The organism is Thalassococcus sp. BH17M4-6, from assembly GCF_049323015.1.
Lineage (GTDB): Bacteria > Pseudomonadota > Alphaproteobacteria > Rhodobacterales > Rhodobacteraceae > Puniceibacterium.
In genome coordinates this window covers 258,239-279,586 of sequence record NZ_JBMPGU010000005.1, presented here as the reverse complement: position 1 = coordinate 279,586, position 21,348 = coordinate 258,239, and the positions used below count along the sequence as shown (strand labels likewise).

General features: G+C 66.2%; 17 protein-coding genes. 4 read left to right on the top strand and 13 right to left on the bottom strand.

Annotation, left to right across the window (positions count from 1 at the left end):
• Positions 1–55 precede the first annotated feature (55 nt).
• The 3 genes from ACOXXX_RS09960 to ACOXXX_RS09950 are packed head-to-tail and all read left to right on the top strand — an operon-like array spanning position 56 to position 3,836.
• Positions 56–1,003, top strand: coding sequence for an ABC transporter permease (locus ACOXXX_RS09960; RefSeq protein WP_422826435.1), 948 nt, complete (start codon positions 56–58; stop codon positions 1,001–1,003).
• A complete protein-coding gene (locus ACOXXX_RS09955) occupies positions 1,000–2,880 on the top strand; it encodes a dipeptide/oligopeptide/nickel ABC transporter permease/ATP-binding protein (protein WP_422826422.1) in 1,881 nt (626 codons plus the stop codon). Before ACOXXX_RS09960 ends, ACOXXX_RS09955 begins: the two co-directional genes overlap by 4 nt.
• Positions 2,877–3,836: an ABC transporter ATP-binding protein gene (locus tag ACOXXX_RS09950; RefSeq protein WP_422826421.1), complete on the top strand. Its 960-nt coding sequence runs from the start codon at positions 2,877–2,879 to the stop codon at positions 3,834–3,836. The genes ACOXXX_RS09955 and ACOXXX_RS09950 overlap by 4 nt, the downstream gene beginning before the upstream one ends.
• A gap of 17 nt (positions 3,837–3,853) precedes the next feature.
• On the opposite strand, the gene ACOXXX_RS09945 is transcribed toward ACOXXX_RS09950, so the two are convergent.
• The 7 genes from ACOXXX_RS09945 to hslV all read right to left on the bottom strand — a co-directional run bounded on the left by ACOXXX_RS09945 (position 3,854) and on the right by hslV (position 11,439).
• Positions 3,854–4,573, bottom strand: a complete 720-nt coding sequence (locus ACOXXX_RS09945) for a FadR/GntR family transcriptional regulator (RefSeq protein ID WP_422826420.1) — start codon at positions 4,571–4,573, stop codon at positions 3,854–3,856.
• Positions 4,574–4,644: 71 nt separating this feature from the next.
• Positions 4,645–5,616, bottom strand: a complete 972-nt coding sequence (yjfF, locus tag ACOXXX_RS09940; RefSeq protein WP_422826419.1) for a galactofuranose ABC transporter, permease protein YjfF — start codon at positions 5,614–5,616, stop codon at positions 4,645–4,647.
• Positions 5,613–6,635 (bottom strand): ABC transporter permease, encoded by a 1,023-nt coding sequence (locus tag ACOXXX_RS09935; RefSeq protein ID WP_422826418.1) that lies wholly within the window; start codon positions 6,633–6,635, stop codon positions 5,613–5,615. The genes yjfF and ACOXXX_RS09935 overlap by 4 nt, the downstream gene beginning before the upstream one ends.
• Entirely contained in the window at positions 6,628–8,142 is a 1,515-nt protein-coding gene (locus ACOXXX_RS09930; RefSeq protein ID WP_422826417.1) for a sugar ABC transporter ATP-binding protein, read from the bottom strand. The genes ACOXXX_RS09935 and ACOXXX_RS09930 overlap by 8 nt, the downstream gene beginning before the upstream one ends.
• Positions 8,143–8,258: 116 nt before the next feature.
• Positions 8,259–9,173, bottom strand: coding sequence for an ABC transporter substrate-binding protein (locus tag ACOXXX_RS09925; RefSeq protein WP_422826416.1), 915 nt, complete (start codon positions 9,171–9,173; stop codon positions 8,259–8,261).
• 330 nt (positions 9,174–9,503) lie between these two features.
• Positions 9,504–10,805: an ATP-dependent protease ATPase subunit HslU gene (gene hslU, locus ACOXXX_RS09920; protein ID WP_422826415.1), complete on the bottom strand. Its 1,302-nt coding sequence runs from the start codon at positions 10,803–10,805 to the stop codon at positions 9,504–9,506.
• 76 nt (positions 10,806–10,881) lie between these two features.
• Complete coding sequence (gene hslV, locus ACOXXX_RS09915) at positions 10,882–11,439, bottom strand: ATP-dependent protease subunit HslV (RefSeq protein WP_422826414.1); 558 nt, start codon at positions 11,437–11,439, stop codon at positions 10,882–10,884.
• A 79-nt stretch (positions 11,440–11,518) separates the two neighbouring features.
• On the opposite strand from hslV, the gene ACOXXX_RS09910 reads away from it, so the two are divergent.
• The gene (locus ACOXXX_RS09910; RefSeq protein WP_422826413.1) at positions 11,519–12,472 is read left to right on the top strand and encodes a phosphotransferase; all 954 of its coding nucleotides are present in this window, start codon (positions 11,519–11,521) and stop codon (positions 12,470–12,472) included.
• Positions 12,473–12,534: 62 nt separating this feature from the next.
• Here the strand turns inward: ACOXXX_RS09910 and trxA are convergent, their stop codons facing one another.
• The 6 genes from trxA to tsaE form a co-directional block, all read right to left on the bottom strand.
• Positions 12,535–12,855: a thioredoxin gene (gene trxA, locus ACOXXX_RS09905; RefSeq protein WP_422826412.1), complete on the bottom strand. Its 321-nt coding sequence runs from the start codon at positions 12,853–12,855 to the stop codon at positions 12,535–12,537.
• 69 nt (positions 12,856–12,924) lie between these two features.
• Positions 12,925–16,299: a double-strand break repair helicase AddA gene (addA, locus tag ACOXXX_RS09900; protein ID WP_422826411.1), complete on the bottom strand. Its 3,375-nt coding sequence runs from the start codon at positions 16,297–16,299 to the stop codon at positions 12,925–12,927.
• On the bottom strand, positions 16,296–19,229 hold the full coding sequence (addB, locus tag ACOXXX_RS09895; protein ID WP_422826410.1) for a double-strand break repair protein AddB: 2,934 nt from the start codon (positions 19,227–19,229) through the stop codon (positions 16,296–16,298). The genes addA and addB overlap by 4 nt, the downstream gene beginning before the upstream one ends.
• A complete protein-coding gene (locus tag ACOXXX_RS09890) occupies positions 19,222–19,905 on the bottom strand; it encodes a nucleotidyltransferase family protein (protein ID WP_422826409.1) in 684 nt (227 codons plus the stop codon). The genes addB and ACOXXX_RS09890 overlap by 8 nt, the downstream gene beginning before the upstream one ends.
• Complete coding sequence (locus ACOXXX_RS09885) at positions 19,890–20,873, bottom strand: aminoglycoside phosphotransferase family protein (RefSeq protein ID WP_422826408.1); 984 nt, start codon at positions 20,871–20,873, stop codon at positions 19,890–19,892. The genes ACOXXX_RS09890 and ACOXXX_RS09885 overlap by 16 nt, the downstream gene beginning before the upstream one ends.
• A complete protein-coding gene (tsaE, locus tag ACOXXX_RS09880; RefSeq protein ID WP_422826407.1) occupies positions 20,870–21,343 on the bottom strand; it encodes a tRNA (adenosine(37)-N6)-threonylcarbamoyltransferase complex ATPase subunit type 1 TsaE in 474 nt (157 codons plus the stop codon). The genes ACOXXX_RS09885 and tsaE overlap by 4 nt, the downstream gene beginning before the upstream one ends.
• Positions 21,344–21,348 lie beyond the last annotated feature (5 nt).

Below are 21,348 nucleotides of genomic sequence, written 5' to 3'. Positions count from 1 at the left end.
CGGTCGGGGTGGGCGCACTGCCTGCCCCGGCCACCTTTGACAGAAGGGGGCGATGGTGACCGGCTATATTCTCAAGCGTCTGCTTTCCGCGATCCCGGTGCTGCTGGGGATTACGATCATCGTCTTCCTGATCATGGCGATGATCCCGGGTGACCCGGCAACGGCGATCTTGGGCAGCTATGCCACGCCCGACAACGTCGCAAAGCTCAACCGCGACCTGGGCTTGGACAAGACCCTGGTGCAGCAGTATTTCATCTGGCTGGGCAACATGCTTCAGGGCGATTTCGGCACCTCGTTCGCGCTGAACCGCCCGGTGCTGGACGAGGTGCTTGAACGCTTCAACGCGACGCTCGTGCTGGCGGGCACCGCCTTTGTGCTTTGCGCCATCCTGGGGGTCGTCGCAGGCGTCATCTCGGCCGCGAACCAGTACGGCTGGGCCGACAAGGCCATCACCTTTGCGGTGCTTCTGGGCATCTCGATCCCGTCTTTCTTTCTTGGCATGATGATGATCCTGTTCTTCGCCGTGAACCTGCGCTCGTTCCCGGTGTCGGGCATGTGGCCGATCTACGGCGACCGGACCCTGCCGGTGCTGCTGACGCATCTTGCCATGCCTGCGTTCGCGTTGGCCGTTGTCGCGACCGGCGTCATCGCGCGCCTGTCCCGTTCCGCCATGCTCGAGGTGCTGCGGCAGGACTACATCCGCACCGCCCGCGCCAAAGGCGTGCACGAACGCGGCGTGATCTGGCGCCATGCGCTCAAGGCGGCGATGGTCGCGATCATTCCGGTGCTGGGCATCCAGGCCGGATTTGTGCTGTCGGGCGCGGTCTATATCGAGATCGTGTTCCAGTGGCCCGGCGTCGGCCGGATGCTGGTCGACGCGATCCTCAAGCGGGACATCCTGCTGGTGCAGGGCGGGGTGGTCTTTGTCGCCGCCTGCTATGTCCTTTTCAACATCGCGGTGGACGTGGCGCAAAGCCTGCTTGACCCGAGGATCAAGACGTGAGGGCGTTCTTCTTTCTGCTGGCGCGGAACCGGCTGGCACTTGCGGGCGGGATCGTGCTGCTGGTGGTCGTGATCCTGGCGCTGATCACACCGCTTTTGCCGCTGGCAGATCCGGATGTGACGAACACCTCGAACCGGTTCCAGCCGATCCTGTCCGATGGCGCGCTGCTGGGCACCGACCATCTGGGCCGGGACCTGCTGTCGCGCCTGATGTGGGGCACGCGGCTGAGCCTTGCCGTGGGCTTTGCCGCCGCCATCGTCGCCGCGACCATCGGCGCCGCCATCGGCATCGTCGCGGGCTATTACGGCGGGCGCTCCGACAATATCATCATGCGCGGCGTCGACATGCTGATGGCCTTTCCCTACATCCTGTTGGCTCTGGCCATCGTCGCCGCGCTTGGACCGGGGCTGATGAATGCGCTGATCGCTGTCGCCGCCGTCAACGTGCCGTTCTTCGCACGCAACATCCGCGGCATCACCGTGGGCATCGCCAACAAGGAATTCGTGGATGCCGCGCGGCTTGCCGGTCTGTCCGACAGCCGCATCATCCTGTCGGAGATCCTGCCCAACGTGATCCCGGTCATCGTCATCGCCATGTCGACGACCATCGGCTGGATGATCCTTGAAACCGCGGGCCTGTCGTTCCTGGGCCTGGGCAGCCAGCCGCCACAGGCCGACCTGGGCTCCATGCTGGGCGAGGCGCGTTCGGCGCTGATCACCAATCCGCACACCTCGATCGTGCCGGGGATGATGATCCTGGTGATCGTCATGTCGATCAACCTGCTGGGCGACGGGGTGCGCGACGCGCTGGACCCGAGGCTGAAATCCGGTGCCCTGTCGCGCCCCATGGCGGCGACGCGGGTGGACCGCGCAGAGGCGCCGCCGCCTGCCACGGGCACGGGCCTGCTGGAGGTCAGGGCGCTGCAAACACAGTTCCACGTCAAGAACCGCATCTACCGCGCCGTGGGCGGGGTCGACTTGCATGTGGAAAAGGGCGAATGCCTGGGCATCATCGGCGAAAGCGGGTCGGGCAAATCGGTGACCGCGCTGTCGATCATGGGCCTTGTCGCCTCGCCCCCCGGTGTCGTCACCGGCGGTGCGGCCTACTACGACGGCGAGGATCTGATCGGTGCGCCTTACCGCCGTCTGCGGGACATGCGCGGGCGCAACGTGTCCTACATTTTTCAGGATCCACTGGCGACGCTGCACCCGCTGTATCGCGTCGGCGATCAGCTGATCGAGGCGATCCGCGCGCACCGGCCCATCGGCAAGGCCGAGGGCCGCGAAAAGGCGGTCGAGCTTTTGAAAGCGGTGCGCATTCCCAATGCCGAAAAGCGTATCAGCGACTACCCGCACGAAATGTCGGGCGGCATGCGCCAGCGTGTCGGCATCGCCATGGCGCTGGCCAATGATCCCGACATCATCATCGCGGATGAGCCGACCACCGCGCTTGACGTCACGGTGCAAGCGCAGGTTCTGACGATCCTCGATGATCTGCGCCGGTCGCGCGGACTGGCCATCGTGTTCATCACCCACGACTTCGGCGTCGTGGCGCAGCTGTGCGACCGGGTCGCGGTGATGTACGCGGGCCGGATCGTGGAAGAGGGGAGGACGACCGACATCCTCGACGCGCCCCGCCACCCCTACACCGCGCGGCTGATGGCCTGCGTGCCGGAACTGGGCGGCGGCAAGCGGCGGCTCGAGGCGATCCCCGGCCTGCCGCCGGTGGTGGACAAGCTGCCCGACGGCTGCGCCTTTGCCGACCGCTGCGACCGGGTGCAGCCCGACTGCCGCGCGGGCGAGATCGCGCTGCACAAGGTGGGCAGCCAGGCGGTCCGCTGCCTGCATCCCGTGGACAGCAAGGAGGCCGCGGAATGACCGATGCCCTGAAACTCACCGACCTGTCCAAGACGTTCCCCGTGGGGCGGTCGCTTTTCGGCAACCCGACCGGATCGGTCAAGGCGGTGCACCCGCTGAGCCTGCGCGTCCGGCAGGGTGAAACGCTGGGTATCGTGGGGGAATCCGGGTGCGGGAAATCGACGCTGGCGCGGATGCTCGTGGGGCTGCTTGAACCCACCACCGGCCAGATCGAAATCGAGGGCGCGGCGCTCGACAATGCCGACCCGGCCGAGTTCGGCAAACGCATCCAGTATGTGTTTCAGGACCCGATTTCGTCATTGAACCCGCGCAAGACCATCCGCCAGATCATGGAAGCACCGCTCAAACGCCTTCACGGGATGCCCGCGCCCGAGCGCCGCAAGCGCATTTCGAAGATCTTCGACAGCGTGAACCTGCGCGAGGAATTCCTCGACCGCTACCCGCACGAGTTTTCCGGCGGCCAGGCCCAGCGGATCGGGATCGCCCGGGCGCTTGCCGCCAATGCGCGCATCCTGATCCTGGACGAGCCTGTGTCGGCGCTGGATGTGTCGGTGCAGGCGCAGGTGCTGAACCTGCTGGCCGATCTGCGCCGCAAATTCGATCTGACCTATCTTTTCATCAGTCACGATCTGGCCGTGGTCGAAGCGGTGAGCGACCGGATCGCCGTGCTCTACTTCGGCTCTGTGGTCGAGGTTGGTCCGGCGGTCGAGGTTTTCGCCGCGCCCCGGCATCCCTACACGAAACTGCTGGCCGAAAGCGCGCCGGTGGTTGGTCGCCCGCTGACCCCGCCCGAGGCGGAAGGCACCGAACTGCCTGACCCGCTGAACCCGCCGCCCGGCTGCGCCTTTGCGGCACGCTGCCCGCGCGCGACCGAAAAGTGCCGGACGGAAACGCCGAACCTGGCCCGGCTTGGCGAGAAAACGAGCGTTGCCTGTTTTCATCCGATTTCGGAATAGATCGCCTTGAACACGCCTCAGCGCGGATTGCGCGCCTCGGTGTCGCAGACCGCCCTTGCGTCCTTGATCGACTCGTCCAGAAGCTCCTGCATCCGCTCGCGCGCTACCGCCGGCTGACCGTCGCGGATCGCGTCGGCCACCAGTTCGTGCTGTTGCAGACGCGTGTCCTTGATCACTTCGGCCCCGCGCCACGACATCTCGAAAACCGACAGCATGGCGGCGCGGATGAGCGACGAAAACGCATTGATGAAGGGGTTGTGCGTCGCGTTCAGGATCGCGACGTGAAAGCTGAAATCCGCCTCGACCAGCGCCGCTTCGTCGGTCGCGTTCGCCTTCATCGCCGCAAGCGCCGTGGTGATCTTGGTCAGGTCATCTTCGGTCCGGCTGCTGGCGGCCAGTTCGGCGGCCGACGGCTCGATCATCCGGCGCAGGGTGTAAAGATCGGTGGCCAGCTCTTCCGCGGGCTTGGTCTTGAGGTGCCAGGCCAGCACGTCGCGGTCGAGCATGTTCCAATTGGCGCGCGGCAGGATGGACGTGCCGACCTTGGGCCGCGCTTCGACCAGCCCCTTGGCCATAAGCTTGGAATACGCCTCCCTCAGTGCCGTGCGCGACACGCCGAACCGGCCCAGCATCGCCGCCTCTTTCGGCAAGGCGGCACCTTCGGGATAGATCCCGGCCACGATCTCGCAACCCAGCGTGTTGACGAGGTTCGTCTGTGCTGTGTGAGGCGCGAACAAAAGCGACGCGGCTTCCTGACTTCTGTCGCGGAGACTTCTCTGGACGGCCTTCGTCAAATCGCACTGCCTCTCTAGTCACGCAGGTGGAATGAACCGACCAGGAACCGGTGCATGACGATGAACGCGAACAACAATACTCCGCTGCTGATCAGGATCCACGCGGAATTGAGCGAACCATTGAAGATAATCAGCGTTGAAATCAAGCCCAAGATCATGCCGCCGAAAAGGGTGCCCGCCACCATGCCGACCCCGCCGGTCAGAAGCGTGCCTCCCAGAACCACCGCCGCGATGGCCGACAGTTCGAGCGTGGAGCCCGCCAGCGGATAGCCCGACTTAGTGTAAAGCGCATAGACGATGCCCGCGAGCGCTGCGTAGATGCCGCCGGTGGCATAGACCAGCACCGTGGTGCGGCGCACGTTGACCCCCATCAGCCGGGCGGATTCCTTGTCGCCGCCGATGGCATAGACGTTGGACCCGAAGCGCGTGAAATGCGCGATGAAGATCGCCACCACCAGGCTGATCAGCATGACGATGGCCGAGGATCGCAACAGCCCCTTTCCCGGCAGCCTGATGCGGATGTCGGTATAAAGATCCGCCCACTCATGGGTGATGGGCACCGAATTGATCGTCACCATGAAGCACAGGCCCCGCAGCAGGAACAGACCCGCGAGCGTGATGATGAAGGGCTGGATATCCAGCGCGTCGATCACCCAGCCCTGGAAGGCGCCAAAGCAGAACCCGAAGACCAGCATCAGGATCGAGGTGGTCAGCGGATCGAACCCCATGCTGTCCAGCACGGCCATGCAGACCCCGACGAAGCCGATCATCGATCCGATGGAAAGATCGATGCCGCCCGACAGGATCACGAAGGTCGTGCCGATGGCGGCGATGATGATGAACGAATTGTCGGCCAGGATGTTGCCCAGCACCCGCATCGACAGAAAGTTCTTGTACATCGCGCCGCCGATCAGAAAGATCGCGACAAAGACCGCGACGGTGGCGATGAACGGCAGGTATTTCTTGTTGAGAAGCGTCGCCATCATGATCTTTTCCAGACGTTCGACATGATCCCGCTGCGCGCGGCGTCGGATTGCAGGACCAGCACGAACAGCACCACCAGCGCCTTGATGATGAGGTTGTATTCCGGCGGCAGGCCCGAGATCAGGATCGAGGTGGTCAGTGCCTGGATCACCAGTGCGCCGATGATCGTCATGCCCAGATAGATCCGCCCGCCCGCCAGCGACCCGCCGCCGATCACCACGGCAAGAATGGCATCAAGCTCGATATAAAGCGCGACGGACACCGGGTCCGAGGTGTGGGTGTCGGCGGTCAGGATTACCCCGGCCCAGCCCGCCATGAGGCCGCAGATCACGTAGGCGCCAAAGGTCACGAGCCGCGCATTCACCCCCGCAAGGTTCGACGCCGCCGCATTCCCGCCCGTCGCCTCCACGAACAGGCCAAGCGCGGTGCGCCGGATCACCAGCCACAGGGCGAGCGCGATGCCCGCAAAGACGAAAAGGCGGGTCGGAATGTAGAACATCGATCCCGTCGACAGGCCCTGCAGGAACGCGCTTTGAAAGCTGGGGTCGGTGCCGCCGTAAATCAGGTTGATCAGCATGCCCACTCCCCGGCCCGACACCATCAGGATCAGTGTGGCGATGATCGGCTGGATGCCCAGGACGGCGACAAGAAACCCGTTCCACGCGCCGCAGGCCACCGCCGCTGCCAGCGCATAGATCAGCACCACGCCATGCGGATCGCCCGCCTGGATGCGCCAGGCGATCATCGCCCCCGCGATGGCGGCGATGGAGCCGACCGAAAGGTCGATGCCCTTGGTGCCGATCACCACGGCCATGCCAAGCGCCACCAGCGCGGTCGGCACCGCACGGTAAAGGATGTCGATCAGATTGCCGAAAAGCCGCCCCTCGACGATGCGGATGTCGTAGAATCCCGGCGAGATGAAGCCGTCGACGATCAGGATGACGGCGAGCGCCAGTAGTGGCCAGATCGCGCGGCCCCCCAGCATACGTTTCAGCAATCCGGGTCGGTTGGTATCAGCCATGGTCACCTGCGATCATTGTCACGATCCTGTCGCGTGTGATGTCGTCGCCGGTCAGTTCGCCGATCTTGCGCCGGTCGCGCAGCACCACGACCCGGTCCGAGGAGGCGACGACCTCGTCGATTTCCGAGGACGCGACCAGCAGCGCAAGCCCGTCCTGGCACAGCTTTCGGATCAGGGTGAGGATTTCGGCATGCGCGCCCACGTCAATGCCGCGCGTGGGTTCATCCAGCAGCAGGATCCGCGGGGTCGAGGCGAGCGCCCGCGCCAGTACGACCTTCTGCTGGTTCCCGCCCGACAGCTGCCGCACCGGCTTTTCCGCGTCCGGCGTCGCAATCGCCAGCGCGGCGATCATCTCGTTCGCGATGCGGGCCTGTTCGGATTGCGATACCTTGCGCAGCCAGCCCCGCTTGGCCTGCATGGACAGGATGATGTTCTCGCGGATCGACAGCTCGCCCACCAGTCCTTCGGATTTGCGATCCTCGGGGCACAGCGCGATGCCCGCGTTGAGCGATGCGCGCGGATTGCTGCCTGCGGTGCCGTCCGTCATCGCGACCTTGCCGCTGTCGGGGGCGATCGCCCCGAAGATGAGCTTGACCAGTTCCGTCCGGCCCGACCCCAGCAGGCCCGACAGCCCCACGACCTCGCCCGCACGCAAGGTCAGATCGAAAGGCTCCAGGACGCGCTTGCGTCCGACGCTGTCGGCCTCAAGCACTACCTGACCTTGCGTGTCGCCGTGGCGGCGGGCGACGGCCTCTTCGGCCTCTCCCAGCTCGCGCCCGATCATCATGCCGATCAGCTCTTGCCGGGAAATGTCGGCGGCCAGCCCTGTGCCGACCTTCCGACCGTTGCGCAGCACGGTGATGCGGTCCGAAACCTCGTACACCTGGTCAAGGAAATGCGTGATGAAGACGATTGCGATCCCCTTGGCCTTGAGCGCACGCAGCACATCGAAAAGCGACGCGGTTTCCTGCGCGTCGAGCGAGGCCGTGGGTTCATCGAGCACCAGAACGGTGGTGTCGTCATCAAGCGCCCGGGCAATCGCGATCATCTGCTGAACCGCGACGGAATAGCTGCCCACTGCGCGTTCCGGATCGACCTTGAGGCCAAGCCGGTCGAGCTTGGCCTGCGCCTGGTGCCGGGCGGCGCGCCACGAGATCACGCCAAAGCGGCCCCCGGTTTTTCCCAGGGTCAGGTTCTGCGTCACCGACATCGCCGGGATCAGGTTGACCTCTTGATAGACGGTCGAAATGCCCGCGTCCTGCGCGTCACCGGTCTTGGCAAAGGACACACGCCGCCCGTCGAGCGCGATGTCGCCCGCGTCGCTGCGCAGCGCACCGGTCAGGACCTTGATCAGCGTCGATTTGCCCGCGCCGTTTTCGCCCAGAAGCGCGTGCACCTCGCCCGGGTAAAGATCAAGGTCGACGTCGTCCAGCGCCAGAACCCCGGGATAGGCCTTGCGTATGCCGCGCACGGTCATGCGGGTCGCAGGTGTTGGCTCGGCGGTCATTCGGCGGCGCGTCCTTCGGTTCGGAAAGGGTCTTGGGATGTCACGTCAGACCCAAGGCTCGCCCCCGAAACGGGGGGCGAGCGGGCTGCATCCTCATGCAACGGGTGGCGGGTGTCTTACCCGGCGACGTGCAGATCGGACGGGATCACGATCCATTTCTCGAGCTCTGTCGGCTCTTTCAGGTAATCGGTGATCACCGGATAGATGAACTCCGCCACGGCCGAGCGCAGTTCGACCGACGCATTGGCCTCGCCCGCCTCCATCGCGTCGACGATCGCGGGCACATAGTCCACGGACACCATCAGCACGTCTTCGCCCGGGTTCAAACCGGCTTCTTTCATCGCCTGGATCGCACCAAGCTGCATGTTGTCGTTATGGGCGAAGGCAGCGCAGATGCCGTCGAGGTTGTCTGTGGATTTGATGAATGCCTCCATCACGCGCTTGCCGCCTTCGGTGGTGAAGTCGCCCGACTGCGTCTGGACGATTTCCATCGCTGGGAACTGGTCGATGACCGCCTCGAACCCGCCCTTGCGTTCGATGGCCGGGGCGGAACCGGTCGTGCCCTGCATTTCGACGATCTTGCAGTTGCCAAGGCTTTCGGCGGCTAGCCAGGCACCGGCCAGCTTGCCTTCGAGGTTGAAGTCCGCCGAGATGCGCGTGACATAAAGCGACTTGTCCTCGACATCGACGTCGCGGTCGACAAGGAAGACCGGGATTTCGGCGTCCTTTGCCTCTTCCAGCACGTCTTCCCAGCCGGTGACGACCACCGGCGCGATGATGATCGCGTCAAGCCCCTGGGCGATAAAGGCGCGCACGGCGCGCAGCTGCTCTTCCTGCTTGCCCTGGGCGTTGGCAAATTTCAGATCGACGCCATATGTCCCGGCCTCGTCCTGCATGTTCTTGGAAAATGCCGGTCGCCAGTCGCCTTCGGACCCGACCTGGCTAAAGCCGATGGTGTAATCCTGCGCATAGGCGGCGGTGGCCATCAGGCATGCGACTGCGACACCCGCAGCGGGCTTCAAAAAGTTCATGGTAGTCCTCCCAAAATAGTCCGGAAGTCAGGTTCTGTGCCGCTTCCGTTTAATAGTATTATTATAAGATTTTATTAAATCTCATGCGTCAAGACCGTATGTTCGGGCGCGTCTAAATAAACATAAGTGACTTATTTCAGTGAATAAATTCAGTCGGTTGTCACATTCCCCGGCGCGAACCGTTGCCCGCCTGACAGCAGAATGGTGCTGCTGTCGGGCAGTGAAGGGTCGCGATCCAGACTGTGATGTTCACTCTCGGGGCAGGCCCCGATCCCCGCGCCGGCCAAACACGCCGAAGCCTGTGCCGACCCTTTCGGACAGGGCCAGCCGCTAGAGCACGTAGCGGCTGAGATCGGTGGAGCGGCTGAGATCGCCGAGATGCTTTTCGACAAAGGCATCATCGACGGTGATCTCTTCCCCCGCCTTGTCAGGCGCGTTGAAGCTCAACTCCTCGAACACCCGCTCCATCACGGTGTACAGCCTGCGCGCCCCGATGTTCTCGACCGAGGTGTTCACCTCTGCCGCGATCCGCGCAAGGGCCGCGATGCCATCCTCGGTAAAGGTCACCGTGACCTCTTCGGTGGCCATCAGCGCGCTGTACTGAAGGGTCAGGGCGTTGTCGGTTTCGGTCAGGATGCGCACGAAATCCTCTTCGGTGAGCGCGCGCAGGTTCACCCGGATGGGCAGGCGGCCCTGCAGTTCGGGCAACAGGTCCGACGGCTTGGCAATGTGGAACGCGCCCGAAGCGATGAAAAGGATATGGTCGGTCTTGACCGCGCCGTGCTTGGTGCTGACGGTCGTGCCCTCGATCAACGGCAGCAGGTCGCGCTGCACGCCTTCGCGGCTGACATCGCCGCCCCGGGTGTCGGTCTTGGCGCAGACCTTGTCGATCTCGTCCAGAAAGACGATGCCGTTCTGTTCGACCGCTTCAAGCGCCGCGGTCTTGACCGTCTCGTCGTCCAGAAGCTTGTCAGCCTCTTCGCCGATCAGAATGTCGTAGCTTTGCGCCACGGTCATCCGCTTGCGGGTCGTGCGCTGGCCGAAGGCTTTGCCGAACATCTCGCCCAGGTTCATCATGCCCATGCCGGGCTGGCCGGGGATGTCCATCTGCCCGAGCGGATTGCGGGTTTCGGCGATCTCGAGCTCGATCATCGTATCGTCCAACTCGCCGGCCTTGAGCTTTTTGCGGAACATCTCGCGCGTGCCTTCGCGCGCGTCCTCGCCCGCGACGGCGGAAATCACCCGCTCCTCGGCGGCCTGATGCGCAGCGGCTTTGACATCCTCGCGCATGTAGTCGCGCGTCATCGCGATGGAGGCATCGACAAGATCGCGCACGATCTGTTCCACGTCGCGCCCGACATACCCCACCTCGGTGAACTTCGTGGCCTCGACCTTGATGAAAGGCGCGCGCGCGAGCTTGGCCAGACGGCGCGAAATCTCGGTCTTGCCGACACCTGTCGGGCCGATCATCAGGATGTTCTTGGGATAGACTTCATCGCGCAGATCGTCCTTGAGCTGCTTGCGGCGCCAGCGGTTGCGCAGGGCGACGGCGACGGCACGCTTGGCGTCCTTCTGGCCGATGATGAACCGGTCGAGTTCCGAGACGATTTCGCGCGGGGTGAGGTCAGTCATGGGATGTCCTTTCGCGACGGTGCGGGCGGCGCCGTTTTCTTTCAAAGAAAACGGCCAAGAATTTTTTGCAAAATTCTTACCCCCCGATGGTTTCGACCGTCAGGTTGCCGTTGGTGTAGACGCAGATGTCGGCGGCGATGGCCATGGCGCTGCGGGCGATGTCCTCGGCGTCGCGGTCGCCGTCGTACAGCCCGCGCGCGGCCGCCAGAGCGAAGTTGCCGCCCGACCCGATGGCGGCGATGTCATGCTCGGGCTCGAGAACGTCGCCCGCGCCGGTGATTATCAGAAGGTCGGTACCGTCGGTCACGATCAGCATCGCCTCGAGCTTTTGCAGGTACTTGTCGGTACGCCAGTCCTTGGCCAACTCCACGCTCGCGCGCTGCAGCTGCCCCGGTGTCGCCTCGAGCTTGGCCTCCAGCCGTTCGAGCAGGGTAAAGGCATCCGCCGTGGACCCGGCAAAGCCGCAGACCACGTCATACCCGCCGGGCGACAGCCGCCGGACCTTGCGGGCGGTGCCTTTGATCACCGTCTGGCCCAGGCTGACTTGGCCGTCGCCGGCAACAACCACCTTTCCACCCTTGCGCACGCCGATGATCGTCGTGCCGTGCCAGCCGGGGAAATCGCTTTGTTCCATATCCACACCTTCCTTTCCGCTCTATATCTGTGCAATGTTTTGGCTTTGCAACCATGGCCGCTTAAGGGCTTGATCTGACATGAAGTCTTTGTCCGACAGCGCGGTCTGGCATCGCCTTGCGACGGCGGCGGGGCGCGATCCCGACAGCTTTGCCCCGACCCGAGACTGGCGCAAGCGTACGCTCACCCATGACCACATCGTGCAGCGGTACGAAGGCGCGGACGAGGCGCTGATCCTAAAACGCATCTACCGCCCGCGCGACCCGAAACCGTTCCAGACGCTGGTCGAGGCGCAGATCCGCGCGGCCGAGGCCATGGCGGGCCTGCCAGAAGCCGTGCCCGAGGTGCTGGAATTCGATGCCGCCGCCCGCGCCGTTCTGATGCGGGCCGCCCCCGGTCAGACCGTCTATGACCTGATCGCAGAGGGCGCGGACGCGGCGGACAGCCTGCGCCGCGCCGGGCGCTGGATCGCCTCGTTTCACCGCACCAGCGGGCTGGAGCCGCGCACCTACCAGCCGCGGTTCATGCGCAATCACGTGGCGCATCTGCTGGAAGAGGACCGGTCGGGAAAGATCGACCTGCCCAAAGGCGCCGCGTTTCACCGTCACGGCGCGGCGGCAATTGCGCTGGCCCAGCATTTCGAAGGGCGCGAAACGCTGTCCGCCGCGACCCACGGCGATCTGCACCTCCGCAACATCCTGCTGGACGGCGACCGCAGCTGGGGCATCGATTTTTCGGCCCTGCACACCGCGCCCGTCGGCTTTGATATCGCGCGGTTCCTGCTGCACTACGTCGGCGTGTTCGGCGATCTCGACGCGGTGCCGAGGGGCGAGGTGATCGACCCCACCCTGCTGGCCGCGTTCTTCGAATGCTACGACCTCGTGGGGCCGGACGATCCGTCGGTGCAGTACCTGTTGCGCATCCGCGTGCTCATGGACTGGGCCGCGATCCCGGCCCGGGTTCTGGAGCGGTCAAAGGGGCAGGGGCGAAGGCTGCGGCGTCTGGCGCGACTGGGCGACATCACCTTTGGCTGAGCGTCCAAACGCAAACGGCCCCGCGCGGGGCGGGGCCGTTGCAACTCAGGCTCGTCAAAGCCTCAGATCGACTCTTCGATCCAGCCCTTGAGCGCGGCCTTGGGGGCGGCCCCGGTGCGGTTCGACACGATCTCGCCGTTCTTGAAGATGAACAGCGACGGGATCCCGCGCACGCCCATCTGGGCGGCGGTGTTGGGGTTGTGGTCGACATCGACCTTGGCAACCTTGATCTTGCCGCCATATTCGGTCGCCAGTTCCTCAAGCGCCGGGCCGATCTGCTTGCACGGTCCGCACCATTCGGCCCAGAAATCGACAACGACGGGGACGTCGGAATTCTTCACCTCGTCATCAAAGGTGGCGTCGGTGACAGCTACGGTGGACATGGTCCTGTTCTCCTGAATCGGTGGGGGACGTTCGGCGTTGATCGAACCTATGAACCGCGAGCGGCAGCGTCAAGGTGTGGCGGCGCGTGCCAAGGCTTGTGTCACAAGCGCGTGGGGCAGCGGCATGTAGTGTGCGCTGCGGGTCCAGAGAATGCCGACCTCGATCGCGCGGCCGGGATAAAGCGCTGCCAGCAGCGCATGATAGGCCCCCATCTGCCGCAGCACGCTTTCGGGACAGTCGGCGGCCGCGGTCGGCAGGGTCCGGTTGGTCTTGAAATCCACGGCCGTGATCTTTTCCGGCGTGATCAGCAATCGGTCGATCACGCCGAAGACCTGCCCCAGCGGCGCGATGTCACCGGTCAGCGGCACCTCGGTCAGGGCCTCCGGTGCGAAAAGGGGGGCCAGCGCGGGGGTCGACAGCACGCCTAGCGCCTCTTCGATCAGCGCCGGCGCTTCGGCGTCGGTGACGCCCATCCGCGCGGTCTGCAGGACACGCCGCGCAAAGGTTTCGTGCGCAGGCGGGGCCACCTGGGGCAGGTGTTCCAGCAGCAGGTGGATCAGCGTACCACGCCGTGTCGCGGTGTCCTCGTCATCGCCATCCGGCCCCGCCAGGGCCTTGGCCCCGCCCAGATCCGATGCGATGCGAGCCTTCGGGGGGTCCTGAGGCGGCGGGGGCGGCCGCTGGAAGAGGTCAGGCAGGGGGATGTCGGGCGTCTCGACCTTGGCGATGTCGGTCATCGAGAGGCCGGACCAATCAGCCTGCCCCAATGTCAGCCCCTCGCCGCTGCCAAGATCGCCGAAATCGAAGGTCGCGGGCACGGCCCCCGTGGCGTCCATACCCGCCTGCACCTGATCGTACCAGGACTCCCCCTTTGTTCCGAGGTTCCCGGCCGCGGCGACGATCAGCCACTTTTCTGCCCGGGTCAGCGCCACGTAAAGCAGCCGGTCCCGTTCGCGGGCATCGGCTGCCTTTGCTGCCTCTTCGCGGTTGCGGTGCAGCTCTGGCATGGCGTCGCTGCGCGCCTTCCAGACCGCGCCGCCGTCGCCGCCCAGAAGCTGACCCCGCAGACCGGTGCGGGGCTGCGCGCAGTCGGGCAGGATGACGATCGGCGCCTCGAGCCCCTTGGCCCCGTGCACCGTCATCACCCGCACCCGGCCCCCGGCGCTGTCGGCGGCGCGCTTTATTTCCAGATCGTCGGTCTGCATCCACTGCAGGAAGCCGGTCAGCGACGGCACCTGCGTCTGCTCGTAGGCCAGCGCCTGTTGCAGCAGCGCGTTGATGCCGTCTTCCGCCTCGTCCCCCAGCCGCCCCAGCAGGCGCTTGCGTCCCTGATGGCGGGTCAGGATGCGTTCAATAAGGTCGAAGGGCCGCAGGAAATCGGTCTGACCGCGCAGATCGTCGATCACCGCCAGCACGGGCGCATAGGTGTCCCGGTTCTGGCGCAGATGTTCCCAGAGGTAAGCCTTGCCGCGCCGGTGGGCGAGGGTGAAAAGCTGCTGTTCCGACAGGCCGAAAAGCGGCGACCGCAGCGCCGTGGCCAGCGCCAGATCGTCCTCTGGCGTGGCGAGAAAGGACAGAAGCGCGCCGATGTCGCGCACCGCCAGTTCCGCCATGACCTTGAGCCTGTCTGCCCCGGCGATGGGCAGGCCCGCCTGTTTGCAGGCGCGGATGATCTCCGAGAAAAGCCGCGACCGGCCACGCACCAGGATCAGGAAATCGCCCGCCGTGATGGGCCGTGCCTCGTATTCGCCGGTCTGCCCGATCTCGACCGGCAGCGGCGTGCGGGCCGCGATCGTGTCGGACATGAACCGGGCGATGCGCTGCGCCAGAAGCACGCTGTGGTGCCGTTCGCTGACCCGGTCCACCGGATCGAACCAGTCGCCGTCCTTTTCCTCGGGCGTGCTGGCGATATGTGGCCACAGATCGACACGCCCCGGCATCGCGGCCTTGAAGGCGCGGTGGCGTTGGTCGGCAGAGAACCCCGCCGCTTCGCGCCCCGGAAAGGTGTGATCGACCAGCTGCAGGATCGGGTCGGCCGAGCGGAAGCTGTATTCGAGAGTGAGATCGCGCAGCGGCTGGTCGGTGGCGGCCAGACGGGCAGCGAAATCGTCGCGCATCCGGTCGAATTCGCGCGGATCGGCCCCCTGAAAGCTGTAGATCGACTGCTTCTTGTCGCCCACGACAAAGATCGTGCGCCGCACGTCCGTGCGTGCGCCTTCACCGGCGGTGAATTCCTGCGCCAGCCGTTCGATGACCTGCCATTGCCGGGGCGAGGTGTCCTGTGCCTCGTCAACAAGGATGTGGTCGATGCCGCCGTCCAGCCGGTAAAGCACCCATTCCGCCACCCGCGCATCCGACAAGAGCTGCCGCGCCTTGTCGATCAGATCGTCGAAATCCAGCCAGCCACGGCGCTGTTTTTCGGCCTCATAGGCGGGCAGGAACACCTGCGCAAAGCGGTGCAGCGCAAGGTCACGGTCCGCAGCGGCAAGGGCGAGCCGCTGATCGCGGGCCGCCTCGACCCGGCGCATCAGATCCGTCAGCCGCGCGCCAAGCGGACCGTTCAGGATGCCCTTGGTGACGGCGCGCGAACTGATCTTGCCAAGATTGTCACCGGATTTGACCAGGAACGCAGCTTCCAGCGCCAGCAGGCCCGGCAGATCCGCCCCCCGCACCTCGCGCAGCTTGGCGGCGGCTTTCTGGTCGGTGCTGCCGCTGGCCGACAGGGCTGCGATCAACTCTGCCAGAAACGCTATCTCGCCGCCCAGAAAGACCGAGGCCAGTACCTGCGCGTCGTCCGCATCGGGACCAAGCCCGTAAAGCGCCCGGATATCGCCCGGCGCGCGCGGCGGCCAAAAGGCGTCGTGGTTCCCGGCGATTTCCTTCAGCAGATCCTCGGGCGTGTCGGTGGTCAGATGCTGTGCAAGATCGGCCACCACGCCCGCTTCGGGCCCGTCCGACAGGCGGTCAAGGATGTCCGCCCGCAAGAGCTCGGCCGCGCGGTCCTCCATCTCGGCGAATTGCGGGCTGACCTGCGCCTCGAGCGGGAAGCGGCGCAAGAGGGCGGCGCAGAAGGAATGGATCGTCTGGATGCGCAGCCCGCCGGGGGTTTCGATGGCACGCGCGAAAAGCGTGCGGGCGCGGCGCAGGAACGCCTGCGTCGGCTCCACCTCGACCCCAAGTTGGCGCAGTTCGTCGGCCAGCGCCGCATCCGCCAGCATCGCCCAGGCGCCCAAACGCTTGAACAGGCGGTTCTGCATCTCGGACGCGGCGGCCTTGGTATAGGTCAGGCAGAGGATGTGTTCGGGCTGCACACCGTCCAGCAGCAGCCGTGCCACGCGGTCGGTCAGCACCCGGGTTTTGCCCGAGCCTGCGTTCGCCGACAGCCAGGTGGATCTGTCGGGCCGCGCCGCCTGCACCTGCCGGTCTGTGGCGTCGTCTCTCATTCCAGCACCAGCCTTTCGGGCGCTTCCGCGGTGTCCCATTCGCCGAACCGGGCCAGTTGGTCAAAGTCGGAAGTGTCAGTTTCCTTCAGCATCGCGCGGCGCGCGGTAAAGCCCTTGTCGGGGTGGAAATAGGCGGCGATCAGGGTCTGAAATTCCTCCCAGACCTGCGCGGCAGGGGTTTCGTCCAGCGGGGCGGCGATTTCCGTGGGCGGGTTGCCCAACCCGATGAAGGCCGCGCGTTCGGTCTGTCGCGGTGTCAGCGGGGCAAAGGCACCCTGTTCGACCATCGCCGCCTCGAGCAGCAGTTGCTTGTCGAAAAACTTCTGTTCGGATTTGCCCGGCGGCTTGCCGGTCTTGTAATCGTAGATCACCGCATTGCCGCGCGCATCAAGGTCGATCCGGTCGGCCGTGGCCGTCAGCGTGAAGGGCGGATCGGCCAGAACGGCCTTTCCCGACACCTCGAGCCGGTCGAAATGCGGTGTGGCGGTGGCCTGTCGCGCCTGTTCCGAGGTTACGAACCAATCGGCGATGCGCGCGATCCGGGCCAGCCAGAGGTGCCGCATGGTGGCAAAAGGCACGTGCTGCGCCAGCACCTCGCGGGCCTCTGCGATCAGCGCGTCGGCGGCAAGCGACCGGTCACCGGTCAGGGTCGATTTCAGGAACTGCTCCATCACCTCGTGCACCACGGTGCCGCGCAGCATCGCATCGGGCGCGCGCTGCAGCGGGTTGAGCGGATAGAGCCGCAGGACCGAACGCGCGTAGATCGCATAAGGGTCGCGGATCAGGTGCTTTATGCGCGTCACCGAAAGGCTTTGGGGCCGCGCGTCCACCGGCGGCACCGGCGACGGGCGCGGCGCGCGGGGCGACGGCAGCGGCGCCTCGATCGCGCGGGCAAGGCCCAGCCAGTGATCGCCGCGCCGCGTCATCTTCTCCAGCGCCTCGGGGCCCGCGCGGTCAGGCAGGCCGCGCAGCAGGTTGGTCAGCCGGTTGATCCAGCGCGACGGCACGGTTTCCGCATCGTCGGATTTCGCCGCGCGCGTCAGCCAGACCTCGGTCGCGGCAAAGGCCTGCTGGAAGTCATGCGCCGACAGGCCGATGCGCCGTTCGGGCAGCAACAGGCCGGCATCAAAGCGCATCTTGCGATTCAGCCAGGGATCGGCGGCAGGCATCTCCGGCCAGGTGCCTTCGTTGAGGCCGCCCAGGATAAGCAGGTCGGCCCCCATCACCCGCGCCTCGAGTGTGCCCCAGATCAGGATATGCGGATGCGGCGCGTCGCGGTCGCGCACCTCGCCCCGGGCCAGCACCGCGCCGAAAAGATCCGCGTAGTCGCGCCCGTCCAGCCGACCGCCGTGCGGCGATTCCTCGATCAACTCATCGACGATGCCGCGCAGTTCGCGCCCGGCGGTCTGGGCCCAAAGCTCGGAGCCGTCGTCCGACGCCGATCCCGCCGCGATGCGTTCGGCCCGGTCCAGATGCCGGTCCAGCCAGTCGGTCAGCAGCTGATCGCCGTTGACAGGCGGCAGACAGAAACAGGCTGTGACCCATCGCGCCCAGTCGCCGCATTCCTTTGCGTCTCCCCAGGCGACGATCTTGTCGGCTTCGGGAAAGGGCCAGCTTTGCTTGCGGATATGCAACTCCAGATCGCGGGTGTGACGCAGGTGATTGCCGCGGTCGCTTCCGGTGTGGGTCAGCGGGTGCTTGAGCAGCGTCAGCAGCGCCTCGGCGGTCAGGTCCTGAGTGAAAAGCGCCGCGACGTGGCGCAGAAACCGCCCCGGCGGGGTCAGCTGCGGCGGCGTGCCTGCGCTGTCGTCTGGCAGGATGCCCCAGCGGTCAAGCGCCGCGGTCACCTGACGCGACAGCATCCGGTCAGGGGTGATCAGCGCCGCGGTCTGCCCGTCCTCCGCCGCTTGGCGCAAGCGCAGCGCAATGGCCAGCGCCTCGTCCCGCGCCGATTGCGCCTCGACCAGGGTCAGGCCATGCGTCGCATCGGTCAGCGGCGGCAGGGATGGCCCTTCGCTCAGCCATTGATCGGTCACGGGCGCCGGGCGCAGCGCCAGCGACAGCACGCGGTTGCGGTCGGGCGCGGGCGGTGCGGTGTCGGCCCAGGGACCGATCCGCTCGGGCGGTAGATCCAGCGTCTGCATCAGCCGGGCAAATCGGAATTGCGGATGATCCTCGCCGGTCAGCGCGTCGGTCAGATGATCCCAGACGCCCCCCGGCAGATCGAAATCGAACCCCGGCAGCACCACCGCCCCCTGCGGCAGCCGCGCCACCGCGTGCATCAGCCGCAGCGTCGTGCCGCGCGATCCGGTTGACCCGGCCAGGATCACCGGATGCGTCGGCGGGGTCTGCGCCCAGTGGATCAGCCTTTGTTCCAGTGCGATCCGTTGCAGCGCGGACGGGTCCGGCGCGGTATCGGCGGTGTCAAAGAACTGCTGTACGATGGCCACGAAGCGTTGCGCGCGGGCCCAGTGGCCGGACTGGTCCGTCACGTCCAGCGCGGCGATGCGGTCGGGCGGCACATCTTCGATCTGCATCTCGTCCATCAGCGCGACCAGGCTGTCGGCCAGATCGTACAGTGCCGCGCGGGGGGCAAGGTCGGGCTGCAGGGTCAGCAGTTCCGACACCAGCCCGACCAGCTCCAACCGTCGGCGCAGGGGTGACACGGGGGCGGGCAGGTCGGCGCGCAGGGCGGCATCGTCCAGATCGGTGAGCAGGCGGATCCGCGGCAGGAACCCCGGCGTGCCGTCCTCGAAAATCTCGCGGATGCGCCGCGCCATGCGCCGGGTGTTCACGATCAGCTCGACCCGGGCCATCGCCTCGGGCGGGCGACCTTTCAGGCGGTCGCGCAGCCCCTTGACCAGCGCGGCGGGGAAATCCACGCCGGGGGCAAGGCCGAAGACGCGCGGCTGATCGCTGGGGTCAAACATCGCCCCGGTCCAGCAGCTTTTCGGCCAGCGCGATGCCTTCGGGGCGGCCCACGTCGCACCAGGTTCCGGGATAGCGCAGCCCGTGCAGGCGGCCCCTTTGCGCCATGTCGTTCCAAAGCCTGTTGAGCGAAAACACCGGGTCGTAGATCTGCGCCAGCCCGTCCGTCTTGACGATCTGCGCGCCGGTATAGACCAGATCGCCCGTGCGGTGCAGCTGGCCATCTTCGGCAAGCGTGAAGTCCCCGCCGCCCTGCCGCCCGATCGCGCGGGCCAGCGGCACACACAGCAGAAGCGCGTCCATCCGGTCGCTATCCCAGACTTCGGCCAGCAGCCGCAGCGGGTTCGGGCCGGACCAGACCGCATCGGTGTTGAGCGTGAAGACCGTGTCGGCGCGCAACAGTGGCAGCGCCGCCCGCAGCCCGCCGCCGGTGTCGAGGATGTCGGGATCTTCCCGCGAGACGGTGACGTCCTTATCGGCCAGGTGCGCGGCCAGCATGTCGGCGTGATAATGTGCATTGGCGACGCGGCGCAGCGGGCCAAAGTCGTCGGCCAGCGCCAGCGCGTGGTCGATCAGGGGGCGGCCCGCCACGGGGATCAGCGGCTTGGGCCGGTCGGCGGTGAGCGGCCCCATGCGAGTGCCGAACCCGGCGGCAAAGAGCATCACGGCGTCGGGCATGCGGACTTCAACCTGTCGAGGATCGCGGGGGTCGGCGCGGGCAGCCCGCGGCGCAGGATCGGCGCGACCTCATCCAGGGCCGGATGGTCGAGTGCCTGCATGAGGTGGGCCCAGACCCGGGGCACCAGGTCGACGTAATGCGGTTTGCCGCGTGTGGCCGCCAGCCGGGCAAAAACCCCCAGGATGCGCAGGTTGCGCTGCGCCGAGAGGACGGCCAGAGCGGCGCGGAACGGGGCGTCAGACAGGCCTGACCCGTCCAGATAGTGGCGGATCGCGGCCTCGGCTACCGGGGCTGACACGTCGCGCCGCGCGTCGGTCACAAGCGAGGCAAGATCGTAGGCGCGGTGGCCCTGCAAGGCGTCCTGAAAATCCAGCAGACCCGCGCGGGCGGGCCCGGATCGGTCGGGCAGCCACAGCAGGTTCTCGGCATGGTAATCCCGCAGGATCATCACGTCCGTCTCGGGTGCGTGTCTGGCCAGGGCATCCTGCAGGGCCGCGATGCAGGCGTCGCGGGCGGTGTTCGCGGGCTGGCCGGTGGCCCTTTGGGCGTACCAGTCGAACGCGAGGTCGGTCATCTGCGCCAGCGTCCCCGCGTCGGCCACGGGCAGGTCGTCGGGGGAAGGGTGCCGGTGCAGCAGCAAGAGCGCGTCGGTGGCGAGGATGTAAAGCGGGCCTTCAAGTGCTGCGTTCTCGGCCACGCATTTCGCAAAGAGCGCATCGCCCAGATCCTCGATCAGCAGCAGCCCGCTCGCGGCATCCTCGGCCAGGATCTGCGGCGCGCTCAGGCCCATCGAAGACAAGTGCCGGGCCAGCCGCGCAAAGACGCTCACGTCGCCCTCCGGGTCCTGCATCAGGATCGCGGTTCTGGCCCCGTCGGTCAGCCGCGTGTAGCGGCGTGCGGAGGCGTCCCCGGCAATCGGCGTGGCGGTGGCCCCGGCCCATCCTGCGCTGGTCAGAAAATCGCTCATGCCGCGACCTGTGCCAAACGCGGGTCCCAGCGCGGATCGGTCCAGCGCAGCGTGATGATGCGGGACTCCTCGGCCGGGCCGGGGGCAAATGTCAGGGTCAGTGCGGTGTCGGGCGCAAGCTCTGCCAGCCGGTCGGGCCATTCGACCAGGCAGATCGCGCTGTTGAACGCTTCGGTCAGGCCAAGTTCGGCGCATTGGTCGGGATCGGACAGGCGATAGAGGTCGGCATGCCAGACCTCGCCGCTGCGCGTGTCGTAGGTCTGGACAAGGGTAAAGGTGGGCGAGGGCACGTCCTCGGCGACCGTGAGCAGCGACTGGATCAGGCAGCGGGCGAAATGCGTCTTGCCCGCGCCGATCTCGCCTTCGAGAAGCAGCACGTCGCCTGGCCCGAGGATCGTGCCGAAACGCTGCGCGAGGGCGCAGGTTGCATGGGCATCAACGACGGGAAAGCGGGCCTGCGACGGGGTCATGCGCC